The 17,933-nt window shown below is 76.6% G+C and carries 1 protein-coding gene; it reads right to left on the reverse strand.

Features of this window, described 5'->3' with window-relative positions; translation table 11 throughout:
- Positions 1-3: 3 nt before the first annotated feature.
- Positions 4-17,841: an SDR family NAD(P)-dependent oxidoreductase gene (locus tag ABZX11_RS28840; RefSeq protein ID WP_354918608.1), complete on the reverse strand. Its 17,838-nt coding sequence runs from the start codon at positions 17,839-17,841 to the stop codon at positions 4-6.
- Positions 17,842-17,933 lie beyond the last annotated feature (92 nt).

Consider the following 17,933-nt stretch of genomic DNA (forward strand, 5'->3'; position numbering starts at 1 on the left):
AGCTCACGTTTCGTCGGGAGAGTCGGCGGGGTCGCCGAGGGCGAGCCGGACCAGGTCGGCGACGTCCATCGCGTCGATCCGGTCGTCGTCGGCGGGCGCCGACGCCAGATCGAGGACGGTGCGCACGAGCCCGGCTTCTTTCAGGCGCGCGTAGCCGAGGGCGGAGAGAGCGGCGCGGAAGTCCTGTTCTTCGGTGTCCGCCGGTTGCCTGCCCGTGCCGGGGACGAGCAGGGTGGTGAGGTGGCCGGCGATGTCGGCCGCGGTCGGGTGGTCGAAGACGAGGGTCGCAGGCAGCCGCAGGCCGGTCAGCTCCCCGAGCCGGGTCCGCAGTTCGACGGCGGTCAGCGAGTCGAAGCCGAGCTGCAGCAGTCCGCGATCGTCACGCACGTGCGCGGGATTCGCCAGCCCGAGCACGGCGGCGATCTGTTCCCGCACCAGCCCGAGCACGGCGGCCGGGCGGTCTTCCGCGGGCAGTGCGCCGAGCCGCTGGGCCCACGTGCGGTCGGCCGCGGTGCGCCGGGCGGGCCGCACGAGTTTCCGCAGCACCGCGGGAACCGTGCCGGACGGCGAGGTGGGCAGCACGGCGGCGACGAGCCCGGTGACCGCGACCCGCCGCACGGCTTCGACGAGGTCACCCGGCGAGTGTTCCGGCGGCGGTGCCTGGGGAAGTCCCCAGGTGAGGGTCCGGGTCGAGTGTCCCAGCGCTCGCCGGTGGGCGGCCAGCGCCTCGGCGAGCGGGCTGTCGGCCGGACCGGTGATCAGGATCAGCTCGCCCGGGGCCGGCAGGGAGGGAAGATCGGCCAGGGACGCGATCCGCACCCAGCCGGGAGAGCCGAGGTCGGCTGCGGCGGCACCAGCTGCTGCCTCGCCAGACCCGGCACCACCAGCGGCACCAGCGGCTCTTGCCTCGCCGGACCGGACGGCATCAGCAGGCCCGCCCGCCGCAGCACCGGAACCGGCAACCGCGCCGGGTGCCTCGATCTCGTCTCCGGCCACCACGACCGTGCCGGTGAAGGGTTCCGGCTCCGCCGGCGACAGCTGCACCCGCTCCAGCCGCGGGACGTGCACCGCTCCCCCGCGGACCGCCAGTTCCGGCTCGCCGAGCGCCGCGGCCGCCCTGGCCAGGTTCTCCGCGTCCGGTGAGTCGTCGAGGTCGGCCAGGACGATTCGCTTCTCCGCGAGGCCGCGGACCGCGCTCCACACCGCGGCCCGAGCCGGGTCGGGCAGCTCCGCGTCGGACACCGCCACCGCTGCGCGGGTCGCCACGACCACCGTGCCCGGACCCGCCGTGCGGACCCACTCGAGCGCTTCCGCGGGGTCGTCGCAGATCCGCAGTGCACCCCCCGGCGGTCCGGGAAGGACAGGCAACGGCACCCACCCGAGCCGGAAGAGCGCGGCCTGGCCCGGTGGCCCGGCCGACACCGGCCGCAGGGTCAGGGACTCGGCCGACAGCACCGGCGACCCGGCCGGATCGGTCAGCTCCACCGCCAGCGCGTCCTCACCCGTCCGGTGCAGCCGGACCCGCGCCGCGGCCGCACCGGCGGCGTGCAGCGACACCCCGGACCACGCGAACGGCATGAGGTCCGGCCCGGACACCAGCCCGCCGGGGCCGATCGGCTGCAGTGCCGCGTCCAGCAGTGCCGGGTGGACGCCGTACCGGCCGGCGTCGGCCGCCTCGCGCTCGGGCAGGCGGACCTCCGCGAGCACGTCGGCGCCGTGCCGCCAGGCCCTGACGACACCACGGAACGCCGGTCCGTAGTGGACACCCGCATCGGCGAGCACGTCGTGGAGGCCGCCCGAGTCCAGTGGCTCGGCCCCGTCGGGCGGCCACGGCCCGGTGCGCGGCGCCGGGACGTCCCCAGCCGCCGTCAGGGTGCCCTCGGCGTGCTGGGTCCAGGCCGTTTCCGCGCCCTCCGGCCGGGTGAACACCCGGAACGGGTGACGGCCGGTCGCGTCCGGCTCGTCGGCGACCAGCCGCAGCTGCAGGCCGCCGCGGCCGGGCAGGACCACCGGCGCGGCCAGGACGAGGTCCTCGACGCGGTCGCAGCCGAGGTGCTCGCCCGCGCGGAACGCGAGTTCCAGCATCGCCGTGGCCGGCAGCAGCGTCGTCCCGCGCAGGGCGTGCTCGCCCAGCCACGCCGGGGCCGACGCCGCGATCCGGCCGGTGAACACGACCGCCTCCGACCCCGGCACCGCGACGATCGCGCCCAGCAGCGGGTGCCCGAGGGGGGTCACCCCGGCCGACGACAGGTCGGCCGTGGCCGTACCCGACCGCAGCCAGAACCGCTGCCGCTGGAACGGGTACGCGGGCAGCGGGATCCGCCGTCCGCCGGGCCGCAGCCCGGCCCAGTCGACCCCGACGCCGCGGACGTGCAGTTCGGCCGCCGACGTGACGAACCGGGTGAGCCCGCCTTCGCCGCGGCGGAGCGTGCCGGTCACGACCGGGGCCGGGGCGCCGGGCTCGTCGAGCAGTTCCCGGATCGCCGCCGGCAGCACCGGGTGCGGGCCGATCTCGACGAACGTCGTGTGCTTTTGCTCGGCCAGCGCCCGGACCGCCCGGTCGAACCGCACGGGCTGCCGCAGGTTGCGGTACCAGTACCCGGCGTCCAGCTCGTTCCCGTCGAGCACGCCCCCGGTGACCGTCGAGTAGAACGCCACCTCGCCGGTTCGAGGACGGACCGGGGCGAACGCGGCGAGCAGCTCGTCACGGAGCGGTTCCACCGCCGGGGAGTGCGACGCGAACGCGGCCGGGATCAGCCGGGCCCGCACGCCCTGCGCCTCGCAGCGGGCGACCAGTTCGTGCAGCGCGCCGAGGTCACCGGCGACGGCGACCGAGTTCGGCCCGTTCACCGCCGCGATCGAAAGCCGGTCACCCCAGCCGGCGACGAGCTCGGCCGCGGCTTCTTCGCCGAGCGCGACCGGCGCCATGCTGCCGCGCCCGACGAGCACCCGGGAAATGGCGCTGCGCGAGGCGATCACGCGGGCGGCGTCCGAAACCGACAGTGCGCCGGCGACGCAGGCCGCGGCGATCTCGCCCTGGCTGTGGCCGACCACCGCATCCGGCCGCACGCCGGCGGCCGCCCACAGCTCGGCCAGGGAAACCATGACGGCGAACAGCGCGGGCTGGACGACCTCGACGTCGTCGAGCGAGGGCGCGCCCGGTGCGCCGCGCAGGACGTCGAGCACGGACCAGCCGGTGAACTCCGCCAGCGCCGCGTCGCATTCCCGCATCCGCCGCGCGAAGACGGGCGAGCTGTCGAGCAGCTCGACGCCCATGCCTGCCCACTGGCCGCCCTGCCCGGGGAACACGAAGACGGTCCGGCCCGGGGTCCCGGCGGTCCCGCGCACCACGGCGGGATCGCGGCGGCCCTCGGCCAGCGCCGGCAGGGCCGGCGCGGCGACGACGACGGCCCGGTGCTCGAACCGCGGCAGCGCGGCCAGGCTGTGCGCCACGTCCGCGAGGTCTTCGGCTTCCAGGACGGTGGCGACCTGCTCCGCACGGGCCCGCAACGCCTCTTCGGACCGGGCCGAGAGCACCAGTGGCATCGGCTCCGCCGCGGGGCCGGTGGGCTCCGCGGCCGGCGCCTCGGCCGCCTGCTCCAGGATCAGGTGCGCGTTCGTCCCGCTGATGCCGAACGAGGAGACGGCCGCCCGCGGCGCCCGGCCCGTCTCCGGCCAGGCGAGGTGCTCGGTCAGCAGCCGGACCGTGCCGGGCGACCAGTCGACGTGCGGGGTCGGCTCACCGAGGTTGATCGTGCGCGGCAGTTCGCCGTGCCGCAGTGCCAGCACCATCTTGATCACGGCGGCGACCCCCGCCGCCGACTGGGCGTGGCCGATGTTGGACTTGAGCGAACCGAGCCACAGGGGGTGGTCCGCCGTCCGGTCACGGCCGTACGTCGCCAGCAGGGCCTGTGCCTCGATCGGGTCGCCGAGCCGGGTGCCGGTGCCGTGGGCCTCGACCGCGTCGACGTCCGACGGAGACAGTCCGGCGTCGGCCAGCGCGGCGCGGATCACCCGTTGCTGCGACGGCCCGTTGGGTGCGGTCAGGCCGTTGCTCGCCCCGTCGGAGTTGACCGCCGAGCCGCGGATCACCGCCAGTACCTCGTGCCCGCGACGCCGTGCGTCGGACAGCCGTTCCAGCAGCAGCATCCCGACGCCTTCGCCCCACGCCGTGCCGTCGGCGGCCGCCGCGAACGGCTTGCACCGCCCGTCCGGCGCCAGTCCGCGCTGGCGGCTCAGCTCGACGAACAGGTCCGTGTTCGCCATGATCGCCGCCCCGCCGGACAGCGCCATCGAGCACTCTCCGCGGCGGATCGCCTGCACCGCCAGGTGCAGCGCCACCAGCGACGACGAACACGCCGTGTCCACGGTGAGGGCCGGCCCCTCCAGGCCGAAGGTGTAGGCGATCCGGCCGGACAGGACGCTGGTCGTGCTGCCGGTCAGCCGGTAGCCCTCCAGCTCCCCGGGGAACTCGCGCGAGTCGGTGCCGTAGCCGAGCGACGCGCCGCCGACGAAGACGCCGAGCCGTTGCCCCCGCACGGAACCCGGGTCGACGCCCGCCGCTTCGAAGACCTCCCACGCGGTCTCCAGGAGCAACCGCTGCTGCGGGTCCATGGCCAGTGCCTCGCGCGGGCTGATCCCGAAGAACTCCGGGTCGAACTCGTCCGCGTCGTGCAGGAAGCCGCCCGCCCGCGCGTAGGTGGTGCCGGGGCGCTCGGGGTCCGGGTCGTAGAGCGCGTCGAGGTCCCAGCCGCGGTTGGCCGGCGGCCCGGTGACCGCGTCGGCGCCGTCGCGCACCAGCCGCCACAGGTCTTCGGGCGACCGGACGCCGCCGGGCAGCCGGCAGCTCATCGCGATGATCGCGACCGGGTCGTCACCGGCCTCGGCGACCGCGGTCGCCACGGGCGCGGCCGCCGCACCGGACAGCTCGGCCCGCAGGTAGGCCGCGAGGGCCTCCGGGGTCGGCTGGTCGAACACGACGGTCGCGGGCAGCCGCAGCCCGGTCGCCGCCGAAAGCACGTTGCGGAGTTCGACCGAGCTCAGCGAGTCGAACCCGAGATCCTTGAACGCCCTGTCCGGTGCCACCTCCGCGGCCCCGGTGTGCCCGAGCACCGCGGCGACCCGATCGCGGACCAGGTCGAGCACGTCTTCGGTCCCGGCGCGCCCGGGCTCCGGCCGCCGCGCGGTGGCCCCGGCGAGACCGCGCAGCGACGGCGGGACGCTCTCGCCGCCGCGGCGCAGGGCCGCGATGTCCAGTTCCGCCGCCACGACGAGCGGCCGGCCGAGCCGGCGGGCCGCGTCGAACAGGGCGAGCCCGCGCTCGGCGGCCAGCGTCGCCAGGCCGGCCCTGGCCAGCCGGGCGTGGTCGGCCGCGCCGAGCCGCCCGGTCATGCTGCCTTCGTGCGCCCACGCGCCCCAAGCGATCGACACGGCGGGCAGCCCGGCCGCGCGGCGGCGGGCCGCGATGGCGTCGAGGGCCGCGTTGGCGGCGGTGTAGTTGCACTGGCCGGCGCCGCCGAAGAACGCCGACGCCGAGGAGAACAGCACGAACTCGGCGAGGTCGCCGCCGCGGGTCAGCTCGTCGAGGTGCTGCGCGGCGGCGACCTTGGGCCGCAGCACGCGCTCCAGCCGCTCGGGCGTCATCGCAGCCACCAGGCCGTCGTCGAGCACGCCCGCGGCGTGGACGACCGCCGTCAGCGGGTGCTCGGCGGGGATCCCCGCCAGGAGGGCGGCGAGCTGGCCGCGGTCGGCGACGTCGCACGCGGCGACGGTCACCGACGCGCCGAGCCCGGCCAGCTCCGCGGTCAGTTCGCGCACACCGGGGGCGGCCGGGCCACGCCGTCCGGCCAGCAGCAGGTGCCGCGCACCCTGCCCGGCGAGGTGCCGGGCGACCAGGCTGCCGAGTGCGCCGGTGCCGCCGGTGACCAGCACCGTGCCGTCCGGCGCCGCCCCGGCCGGCACGGTCAGCACGACCTTGCCGACGTGCTTGGCCTGGCTGACGAACCGGAACGCCTCGACCGCCCGCCGGATGTCCCACGTGGACAGCGGCAGCGGCAGGAGCGCGCCGGCGGCGAACAGGTCCACCAGGGCGCGGAGCATCTCCTGGATCCGCTCGGCGCCGGGCTCGGTGAGGTCGAACGTCCGGTAGGTCACCCCGGCCGGGATCTCCGCGGCCGGGCGGACGTCCGTCTTGCCCAGCTCGACGAACCGGCCGCCGTCGCCCAGCAGGCCCAGCGACGCGTCGACGAACTCGCCGGCGAGCGAGTTCAGCACGACGTCGAACCCGGTGCCCGCGAACGCCGTCGCGAAGTCCAGGGTCCGTGACGAGGCGATGTGCGTGTCCGGCAGGCCGAGTCCGCGCAGGACGTCGTGCTTGGCCGGGCTCGCGGTGGCGTAGACGTCGGCGCCGAGGTGACGCGCCAGCTGGATCGCCGCCATCCCGACCCCGCCGGCCCCGGCGTGCACGAGCACCTTCTCCCCGGCCCGCAGGCCGGCCAGGTCGCGCAGCCCGTACCAGGCCGTGAGGAACACGACGGGCACGGCCGCCGCCTCGGCGAACGTCCAGTCCGCCGGCACGGGCACCAGGTTTCGGCGGTCGGTGACGGCGAGCGGGCCGAAGGCGTGGTCGAACAGGCCCAGCACCCGGTCGCCCGGCACGAACCCGGTGACCCCCGGACCGGTCTCGGTGACGACACCCGCGCCTTCGATGCCCAACGGCGGGGCCTCACCCGGGTAGAGCCCGAGCGCGTTGAGCACGTCGCGGAAGTTGAGTCCCGCGGCCCGCACGGCGACCCGGACCTGACCGGGGGCCGGCGGCTCGGCCGGGTGCGCGATCGGGGCGAGCCCGTCGAGTCGTCCCTTGTGGACGACGGCAAGCCGCCACGGTTCGTCCGGCAAGGTCAGGTCGTCGCCGGTGCTCGCCCGCTTCAGGCGCGGCACCAGCACTTCCCCGGACCGGACGGCCACCTCGGGTTCGCCGGTGGCGATCGCGGCGGCGAGCCCGGCGGTGTCTTCGGTACCGGCGTCCAGCAGCACGAACCGGCCGGGGTGCTCGGTCTGCGCCGACCGCACGAGCCCCCAGACGGCGGCCTGGTCCGGGTCGGTGCCCGCGTTCCGGGTGCGCAGGACCAGCCGCGCGCTGGCGAACCGGTCGTCGGCCGCCCAAGCCCGGCACAAGGCGAGGGCGCGGGCCGGGTCCCCGGCCGGGACGACCACGGCCGCCGGCACCGGCTCGCCGGTCAGTTCCGCGAGGTCGCCGACCGGCACGACGTCCGGCCCGGTGACTTCCGGGGCGGTGACGCGGACCCAGTCCGGTTCGAGGAGGCCGTCGCGCGGCGCCGGAGCGGCCGGACGCAGGACGAGCGAATCCACCGTGGCCACCGGACGGCCCTCGGCGTCCGCAACGTGCAGCGACACGGCGTCCCCGGCAGCCGGGGTGAGGCGGACGCGGATGGCCGACGGTCCCGGTGCGGTGACGGAAACCCCGCGCCAGGCGAACGGTACCGGGGTGCCGCCGTCGAGCCTGCCGGTGACCCCGAGCGCGTGCAGCGCGGCGTCCAGCAACGCCGGGTGCAGCGTGCAGTTCCCGGCTTCGTCGCGGAGTTCCTCGGGCAGGACCGCCTCGGCGTAGACGTCTTCGCCGTGGCGCCAGGCGGCGGTGAGGCCGCGGAAGGCCGGTCCGTAGCCGTATCCCGCGTCGGCCAGCTGCTCGTAGAGCCTCTCGACGGCAAGGGGTTCCGCGTCGGCGGGAAGCGGCAGGCCGGAATCCGCGGGCGCACCGGGACCGGCGAGCCCGGTGGCGTGCCGGGTCCACTCGCCGTTCCGTCCGGAGTGGACGGTCAGCGGCCGGTGGCCGTCCTCGTCGGCCGCCCCGGCCCGGATCTGGACCGACACCGATCCGTGGTCCGGCAGGACGAGCGGGTTCTCCAGGGTGAGTTCCCCGACGGTCGCGCAGCCCGCCGCGGCGGCAGCCTGCAGCGCCAGCTCGAGGAGGGCGGTGCCGGGCACCAGCGTCGTCCCGCCGATCGTGTGGTCGCCCAGCCAGCCGGGCGCGGTCGCGGAGAGCGTGCCGATGACCAGCACGCCCCCGTCGTCCGCCAGCCGGACGGGCGTTCCGGCCAGTGGGTGCCCGGACCGGTCCGGCGCCTGGCCGGGGGCCAGCCAGAAGCTGCGGTGCCGGAACGGGTAGGGGGGCAGGTCGGCGAGCCGGCCGCCGGTGCACAGGCTCGCCGGTGCGACGTCGTGGCCGAGCACGTGCAGGCGGCCGGCGGCCTCGACGGCCGTGCGCGCGCCGGGGCGGTCGGCGCGCTGCGCCGGGACGAATTCGATGGCGGGGTCGATCGCCGGGCCGAGCGCGGACAGCACCCGGTCGGGCCCGATCTCCAGGCACGTGGTGACGCCGTCGGCGCCGAGCCGCGCGACCGCGTCGGCGAACCGCACGGTGCCGAGCACGTGGCCGGCCCAGTACTCCGCCGTCGCCGGATCGCCGGCCGCGGCCGGCCACAGCGGGACGGCGGGCTCGGCGAATTCCAGCCCGGCCAGGACTTCGCGGAACCGGTCGACCATCGGGGCCATCAGCGGCGAATGGAACGCGTGCCCGCCGGGCAGGCGTTTCGTCCGGCGGCCCCGTGCGGCGAACTCCGCGGCGACGGCCTCGACGGCGTCCGCGGCCCCCGAGAGCACGACGGCGGCCGGGCCGTTGACCGCCGCGATCGCGGCCTCGCCGGTCAGCGCGGCACGGACTTCGTCTTCGCTCGCCTCGACCGCGATCATCGCGCCGCCGGCGGGCAGGTCCTGCATCAGCCGGCCGCGCGCCGCGACCAGCGTTCCCGCGTCCGCGAGTGACAGCACGCCGGCGACGTGCGCCGCCGCGATCTCCCCGACGGAGTGTCCGATGAGGACGTCCGGGCGCAGCCCCCACGACTCGGCGAGGCGGTACAGCGCGACCTGCAGCGCGAACAGGGCGGGCTGCGCGAACTCCGTGTGGGCGAGCGCGTCGCCGTCGGCCACGACCGCCGGGTCGAGGCGCGCCGCCGCGCAGGCGGCGTCGAAAGCACTGGCGTACACCGGGAACTGCGCACGCAGCCCGTGGCCCATCCCGGCGTGCTGGCTGCCCTGGCCGGTGAACAGGAACGCCAGCTTCCCGCCGGTCCCCCGCTCGGGCCGGACGCCGGCGAGCGCGGCCAGCAGTTCTTCGCGGCCTTCGCCGACGACGACGGCCCGGTGTGCGTGCGCGGACCGCGCGGCCAGCGTCCGGGCCACGTCCCGGACCGTCAGCTCCGGCCTCCCGGCGACGAACGACCGCACCCGGTCCGCCATGTCGTGGACGGCCTCCGGGGTCGCCCCGGTCAGCACCCACGGCACCACGCCTGCCGGGCCGCCCGCGGCCGGCTCCGGGTCGGCCGGTGCCTGCTCGAGGACCACGTGCGCGTTGGTGCCGGAGATGCCGAAGGACGAGACCCCCGCCCGGCGCGGCCGCCCGGTGGCCGGCCACGGCGCCGGCTCGGTCAGCAGGGTCAGCGCGCCGCGCGTCCAGTCCACGTGGGACGACGGCCGGTCGGCGTGCAGCGTGCGCGGAAGCTCCCCGTTGCGCAGCGCGAGGACCGTCTTGATCACGCCGGCGAGACCGGAAACGGCCTGGGTGTGACCGAGGTTCGACTTGACCGACCCCACCAGGACCGGCCGGTCGGCAGGGCGGTCACGGCCGTAGGTCTCCTGCAGCGCCTGCGCTTCCACCGGGTCGCCCAGCCGGGTGCCGGTGCCGTGCGCTTCGACGGCGTCGACGTCCGAAGCGGACAGTCCGGCGTCCGCGAGGGCCGCGCGGATGACGCGCTGCTGGGCCAGGCCGTTCGGGGCGGTGAGCCCGTTGCTGGCGCCGTCGGAGTTGACCGCCGAACCGCGCAGCACGGCCAGCACGCGGTGCCCGTTCCGCCGCGCGTCCGAGAGGCGCTCCACGACCAGTGCCGCGACCCCTTCGGCGGCGCCGAACCCGTCGGCGTCGTCCGAGAACGCCCTGCACCGGCCGTCCGGGGACAGTGCCCGCTGCCGGCTGAGGCTGCGCAAAGCCGCCGGGGTGGTCATCACCGTCGCGCCGCCCGCGATCGCCAGAGAGCACTCGCCCGCGCGCAGCGAGCGCGCCGCCAGGTGCAGCGCGACCAGCGACGACGAACACGCGGTGTCCACGGTCATCGCCGGGCCTTCCAGCCCGAAGGTGTAGGCGATCCGGCCCGCCGCCACGCTCGGCGCGCCCGCCGTGACCTGGTAGGCCTCGAGGGCGCCGGGGATCCGGTCCGGCGTCCAGTAGTCGGGCACCTGGATGCCCGCGAACACCGCGGTGCCGCTGCCGGACAGCGAGTCCGGCGCGATGCCCGCGTGCTCCAGCGCCGTCCAGGTGGCTTCGAGCAGCAGCCGCTGCTGCGGGTCCATCACCAGCGCTTCGCGCGGCGCGATGCCGAACAGGTCGGCGTCGAACCGGTCGATCCCGCTCAGGTAGCCGCCGCCGCGGACGTAACTGGTGCCCGGCCGGTCCGGATCCGGGTCGTACAGCGCGCCGAGGTCCCAGCCCCGGTCGGCCGGGAGCCCGCCGACGGCGTCGCCGCCCTCGGCCAGCAACCGCCACAGGTCCTCGGGATCTTCGATGCCGCCGGGCAGCCGGCAGCTCATGCCCACGATGGCCAGCGGCTCGTCCGCGGGGGCGGCCGGCGCGGCGGCTTCGGCCACGGGCGTGCCGAGGGCGGTGTCACGCAGTTGCGTGGCCAGCGCGGTCGCGGTCGGGTGGTCGAAGACGATCGTGACCGGCAGCGCGAGCTCCGTCGCGGCCGCCAGCCGGTCGCGCAGCTCGACCGCCGTGAGCGAGTCCAGCCCGAGCGCGGAGAACGGCCGGTCCGCGGCCACCGCCGACGGCCCGTCGTGCCCGAGAACGGCCGCGAGCTGGGTGCGGACCAGCGTCCGCAGCAGGTCGTGCTGCCCGGCCTCCGGCAACTCGCGAAGGCGCTGCCCGAGCGCGGAAGCCGGCTGCCGCGGCTCCGCCGGACGGCGGGTTTCGGCGAGCTCGCCGAGCAGCGGGCTCGGCCGCGCCATCGTGTAGAGCGCGGCGAAGCGGGGCCAGTCGACGTCGGCCACGACCGTGGCGGTCTCGCCGCCGCCGACGGCCGTCGCGAGCGCGTCGAGTGCGACACCCGGATCGATCGGGGTGAACCCGCGGGCACGCAGGGCCGTCTCGAACTCACGCGTGACCATGCCGCCGCCGGACCAGGGGCCCCACGCCACCGCCGTCGCGGCCCGGCCGAGCGCACGGCGCCGGTGGGCGAGGGCGTCGAGGCAGGCGTTCGCGGCCGAGTACGCGCCCTGCTCGGCACCGCCCCAGACGCCGGCGGCCGAGGAGAACAGCACGAACGCGTCCAGCGGCCGGTCGCCGAGCACGCGGTCGAGGACCTCGGCTCCCAGCACTTTCGCGCCGAGCACCTCCGCCAGGTGCTCCGGGCCGATGTCGGCCAGCCGCCCGAACCGGCTCGTCCCGGCGGCGTGCACCACGGCCGTCAGCTCGCCGGGGACCGACGCGACCAGGCCGGCCACCGCGCTCTCGTCGGTGACGTCGCAGGCGGCGACGGTGACCCGGTCCGCACCCAGTTCTTCGGTGATGGCCACGGCTTCCGGCGCCGCCGGGCCGCTCCGGCCGGCGAGCACGACGTGCGCGGCTCCGTTTCCGGCGAGCCAGCGCGCGACCCGGCGGCCGAGCGCGCCGGTCCCGCCGGTGACCAGGACGGTCCCCCGCGGCCGCCAGGCCGCCCGGGCCGGCGGGACCGGGCGCACCAGGCGCCGGGCGAAGACGCCGGACGGCCGGACGGCCACCTGGTCCTCGGTCCCGGTCAGCAGTCCGGCCAGCCGCCGCGCGGATTCCGCGTCCGGCTGCTCGGGCAGGTCGGCGAGCCCGCCCCAGCGGCGGGGCTGCTCCAGCGCGGCCACCTGGCCGAGACCCCAGACGGCGGCCTGCCGGGGCGCGCGGACCGGGTCACCTTCGCCGGTGCCGACCGCTCCGCACGTGACACTCCACATCGGACAGCCGAACCGCCGCAGCAGCGAAAGCGTCCCGGTGAGCGCGCCTTCTTCGTCGAGGGCGTGCAGGGAAACCACACCGGCGGGTTCCCCGGTGAAGTCCTCGTCGCGGACGTCGGCGCCCGCCTCCGCCAGTGCCGCGGCGATCAGCGGACGCCACGGCGACCGGCGGCCGCCGGCGACGAGCCACGTCCCGGACAGCCGCGCGGTGCCTTCGGCCGTCGCCGGCCACCACGCGATCGCGTAGCGCAGGCCGGCGGCGGGATCGCTGCCGGTGCGCGCCTCGGCCGGCGGGCGCCACCAGAACCGCCGTCGCCGGAACGGGTACGTCGGCAGGCCGGTGCGCCGGGCGCCGGTCCCGGCGAAGACGGCGTCCCAGCGCACGGCGGCGCCGCAGGCGTGGGCCTCGGCCAGGGACCGGAGGAAGCGGTCCCGGCCGCCGTCGCCGCGCCGCAGCGTCCCGACGGCCGCCGCGGCCACGCCCGCGTCGTCGAACGTCTCCCGCATCCCGAGCGCGAGCACGGGGTGCGGGCCGACCTCGGCGAACACGCGGTGCCCGGCGGCCAGCAGCCGCCGCACCCCGGCTTCGAAGCGCACCGGCTCCCGCAGGTTGCGGTACCAGTAGGCGGCGTCGAGGACGGCGTGCGGTTCCCCGGTGACGGTCGAGAAGAACGGGATGTCCGGCGGCCGCGGCGTGATCGGCGCGAGCGCGGCCAGGAGCCGGTCGCGGAGCCGTTCGACGTGCCGGGAGTGAGACGCGTAGTCGATCGGGATCTCTCGGGCCCGCACGTCGCGCAGCGCGCACGCGGCGACGAGTTCCCGCAACGCGTCCGGGTCGCCGGACACCGCGACCGAGCGCGGCCCGTTGACAGCGGCGACCGAGACGCGGTCACCCCAGCCGGTCAGCAGCTCGGTGACCTCGGCCTCGGGCAGCGGAACCGAAACCATCCCGGAGAGCCCGGCCAGCTCGCTCAGCAGCCGGGCGCGCAGGGCGACGACCCGGGCGGCGTCCGCGAGCGACAGCGCACCGGCGACGCAGGCGGCGGCGATCTCGCCCTGCGAGTGGCCGATCACCGCGTCGGGCTCGACACCGTGGGCGCGCCAGAGCGCGGCCAGCGACACCATCACCGCGAACAGCACCGGCTGGACCACGTCGTCACGGTCCAGCGCGGGTGCCTCGGGCCGCTCGCGCAGGACGTCGGCGGGAGACCAGTCGAGGTGCTCTGCCAGCGCCCGCTCGCACTCGGCGAACCGGGCCGTGAACTCCGGTGAGGTGCCGAGGAGTCCGGCCGCCATCCCGGCCCACTGCGAGCCCTGGCCGGGGAAGACGAAGACGGTCCCGCCGGTCGTGGCGCGCACGACGCCGGTGGTACCGCCACCGATGGAGTCGAGGGCATCGAGGAGGCCGGACCGTCCGGTGGCGACGAACGCGGCCCGCTCGTCGAAACGGCTGCGGGTGGTGGCCAGGGAGTAGGCGACGTCCGCCGGGGCCTCGTCCGGGTGGTCGGTGAGGTGGTCACGCAGCCGCCGGGCCTGAGCTCGGAGCGCGGCGGTGTCACGGGCGGAAAGAACATAGGGCAACGGGGATTCGGGCGCCGGATCGGCCGCGGTTTCCGGTTCGGCCGGAGCCTGTTCCAGGACCACGTGGGCGTTCGTGCCGCTGATCCCGAACGACGACACCGCCGCCCGGCGGGGACGGCCGGCCTCCGGCCACTCCCTCGCCGAGGTGAGCAGCCGGACCCGGCCGGCCGACCAGTCGACGTGCGGGGACGGTTCCTCCGCGTGCAGGGTCGCCGGCAGGACCCCGTGGTGCATCGCCTGCACCATCTTCACCACGCCGCCGATGCCGGCGGCGGCCTGCGCGTGGCCGATGTTGGACTTCAGCGAACCCAGCCACAGCGGCGTTTCCCGGTCGCGGCCGTACGTCGCGAGCAGGGCGCCGGCCTCGATCGGGTCGCCGAGCGCCGTCCCCGTGCCGTGGGCCTCGACCACGTCGACGTCCGATGTGGACAGTCTCGCGTCGGCCAGCGCGGCGCGGATCACGCGCTCCTGGGCGGGGCCGCTCGGTGCGGTCAGGCCGTTGCTGGCGCCGTCGGAGTTGATCGCCGACCCGGCGACCAGCGCGAGCACGGGATGGCCGTGGCGACGCGCGTCCGAAAGCCGCTCCAGCAGGACGAGCCCGGCGCCTTCGGCCCAGGCCGTGCCGTCGGCGCCCGCGCCGAACGCCTTGCAGCGGCCGTCCGCGGCCAGCCCGCCCTGCCTGCCGAACTCGAGGAAGATCCCCGGCGTCGCCAGCACCGTGACCCCGCCGGCGAGGGCGAGCGTGCACTCGCCCTGCCGCAGGGCCCGCGCGGCCAGGTGCAGCGCGACCAGCGACGACGAGCACGCCGTGTCGACGGTCACGGCCGGGCCCTCGAACCCGAGCGTGTAGGCGATCCGGCCGGACAGCAGGCTCGCCGAACTGCCGGTGAGCACGTGTCCCTCCGCGCCGTGGCCGGCTTCGTGCAGCCGGGGGCCGTAGTCGCTCGCCGTCGCGCCGACGAACACGCCCGCCGGGGTGCCGCGCAGCGCCGCCGGGTCGAGGCCGGCACGTTCCAGCGCTTCCCACGCCGTCTCGAGCAGCAACCGCTGCTGCGGGTCCATGGCGAGCGCCTCGCGCGGGCTGATGCCGAAGAACTCCGGGTCGAACAGCGCGGCATCGGGCAGAAAGCCACCGCGGCGCGGGATCTCCGCGCCCGCCGCGCCGAGGTCCCAGCCGCGGTCGCCGGGAAAGCCGGTGATCGCGTCGACGCCGTCCGCGACCAGCCGCCACAGGTCTTCGGGCGAGCCGGCCCCACCGGGGAACCGGCAGCCCATGCCGACGATCGCGATCGGCTCGCCGGGTCCGGCGACGGCCACCGGGGCGGCGGGTGCGCGCTGCCCACCACGCAGGTGCTCGGCGAGCGCCAGCGGGGTGGGGTGGTTGAACGTCAGCGTCGGCGGGAGCTCGACGCCGGTCGCCGCGGTGAGCCGGTCACGCAGCTCGACCGCGGCCAGGGAGTCGAAGCCGAGGTCGCGGAAGGTCCGGCGCGGATCGACGTCGTCGGCGCCGGGGTACCCGAGCACGACCGCGGTGGCGGACCGGACGACGTCGAGCGGGTCCCCGCCGGCGGCGGGCACTTCCGGTTGTTCGTCCATAGTGGACAAGGTGGTGCCGAGCCAGTACGGCTTGCGCTGGAAGGCGTAGCCGGGCAGTCCGATCGCCCTGGCCGGCGCCGGGTCGCCGAACACCGCGGGCCAGTCGACCGGCGCGCCGTCGGCGAAGGCCTGGGCCACCCCGGAAACCAGGGTGCGCGGCTCGGGCCGGCCGGCGCGCAGCACCGCCGTGACCGACACCGCCGCGTCCGGCAGGGCGCCGCGCACCAGCGCGGCCAGCACCCGGTCCGGGCTCACCTCGACGAACCGGGTGGCGCCGAGCTCGTGCAGCGTCCGGACGGCGTCGCCGAACCGGACGGGCTCACGGACCTGGCGCACCCAGTAGCCGGGCTCGCACAGTTCGCCCTCCGCCGCGAGCCTGCCGGTGAGGTTGGTGACGACCGGGATCCCGGGCTCGCCGTAGGCCAGCCGCCCGGCCGTGCGGGCGAACTCGCCGAGGATCGGGTCGAGCAGCGCGGAGTGCCCGGCCACGCCGATCGGGAGCCGTTTCACGCGGCGGCCGCGCTCGCGCCACCGGGCGGCCACCGCGAGAACGGCTTCCTCCGCCCCGGAAACCACCGTGGCCCGCGGGCCGTTGACGGCGGAGACGCAGGCGCCCTCTCCGAGGCCCTCGCCGAGTACCTCGTCTTCACCCGCCTCGATGGCGGCCATCGCCCCGCCGACGGCGACCGTCTGCATGAGCCGGGCGCGTTCCGCCACGAGGGTGGCCGCGTCCGGCAGGGACAGCACCCCGGCCACGTGCGCGGCGACGAGCTCACCCGCCGAGTGCCCGGCGAGCAGGTCCGGGCGCAGGCCCCAGTGCGCGAGCAGCCGGACCAGCGCGACCTCGACGGCGAACACGGCGGGCTGGGTGAACCGCGTCTCGTCCAGGAACGCGCCCCCGGCGAAGACGACGTCCTTCAGCGAGGTGCCCAGCAGCGGGTCGAACGCGGCGCAGACCTCGTCGAACGCAGCGGCGTAGACCGGGAACGCCGAGTACAGCTCGCGTCCCATGCCGGGGCGCTGGCTGCCCTGGCCGGCGAAGAGGAACGCGGTGGTCCCGCCTGTCGCCGTGCCGCGCAGGACGTTCCCCGCGTCGGCGCCCGCCGCGAGCGCGGCCAGCCCGGCCCGGAGTTCGCCGTCGCCGGTGCCGACGACGACGGCCCGTTCGGGAAAGGCGGTCCGGCCCGCGGCGAGCGCACCGGCGATCTCGGCCGGCGTGCGGCCGGGCTCGGCCGCCACGAATTCGGCGAGCCGCCCGGCTTGCCCGCGGACGGCGTCGCGGGTCCGGGCGGACACGGTCCAGGCCAGTACCGGCGGCGCGGCCACCGGCGAGCCGCCGGCCGGCGCGGGGCGGGACAGCACCAGGTGGCAGTTCGTCCCGCCCATGCCGAACGAGCTCACCCCGGCGAACCGGCCGCTGTCCGGCCACGGCGTGTGGCGGCCGTTGACCGCGAGGTTCAGCTCGGCCAAGGGGATTTCCGGTGGCGGAGCCACGTGGTTGAGGCTGGCGGGCACTTCGCCGTGGTGCAGCGCGAGCACCGTCTTGACCAGCCCGGCGACGCCCGCGGCGGCGTCGAGGTGGCCGATGTTCGTCTTGACGGAACCGACGAGCAGCGGCCGGCCGCCGGTCCGCGCGGCACCGAGGACCGACCCCAGTGCGGCGGCCTCGACCGGATCGCCTCGCCGCGTCCCGGTGCCGTGCAGTTCGACGTAGCCGACGTCCTCGGGCCGGACACCGGCGCGGGTGTAGGCGGCGCGCAGGACGGCCCGTTGCGCGGCCTCGTCCGGCACGGTCAGGGCCTCGCTCGCGCCGCCGTGGTTCATCGCACCGCCGTGGACGAGCGCGTAGACCCGGTCGCCGTCCGCTTCCGCGTCGGCGAGCCGCTTGAGGACGACGACGGCGCCGCCCTCGCCCCGCACCGTTCCGTTCGCGCGGGCGTCGAAGGCGTAGCAGCGGCCGTCCGGGGAAAGGCCGCCGAACTCCGCGAAGGCGACCGCGCCGTCCGGCACCAGGTTCAGGTGCACGCCACCGGCGAGAGCCACGACGGTCTCGCCGCGCCGGAGGCTTTCGCACGCGAGGTGCACCGCGACCAGCGACGAGGACTGGGCCGTGTCGACGGTCAGGCTGGGCCCGTGCAGGCCGAGGAAGTGCGAGACGCGGTTCGCGGCGAGCCCGCGGCGCAGCCCGGCGAAGGTGTGCGAGGTGATGGCGGAAGGCCCGGCCTGGTGGGTGAGCAGGGCGTAGTCGTCCCCGCCGGTCGCCAGGAAGACCCCGGTGTCGCTGCCGGCAAGCCGCGCCGGGACCACTCCGGCGTCTTCGAGGGCCTCCCACCCGAGTTCGAGCGCGAGCCGCTGCTGCGGGTCCAGCGCGACGGCCGCCCTCGGCGAAATGCCGAAGAAGCCGGGATCGAAGCCCCGTACGTCGTCGAGGAAGCCACCGCGGCCGGCCGGATCGGCACCGGCGACGGCTCGGGCGTCCCAGCGGCCGGCGGGGACGTCGGTGATCGCCTCGGTGCCGTCCCGCAGCAGCCGCCAGAACGCACCGGGGTCGGCGGCTCCCGGCACCCGGCAGGACAGCCCGACCACCGCGATCGGCCCCTTCGCGATCATGCCGCCTCCTCGTCGCCCTCCCGACCGACCCTGGCAGCCACGCCGGGCCCGTGACGTCTCCGGCGTTGCGGCTCGGTTCATCGCCGGGAGCG

Origin of the sequence: Amycolatopsis sp. NPDC004169 (genome assembly GCF_040610315.1) — a bacterium.
Lineage (GTDB): Bacteria > Actinomycetota > Actinomycetes > Mycobacteriales > Pseudonocardiaceae > Amycolatopsis.

Bases quoted from the DNA above. Each gene is read 5' to 3' on its own strand.
- ABZX11_RS28840 (WP_354918608.1), bottom strand. From the start codon at position 17,841: ATGATCGCGAAGGGGCCGATCGCGGTGGTCGGGCTGTCCTGCCGGGTG.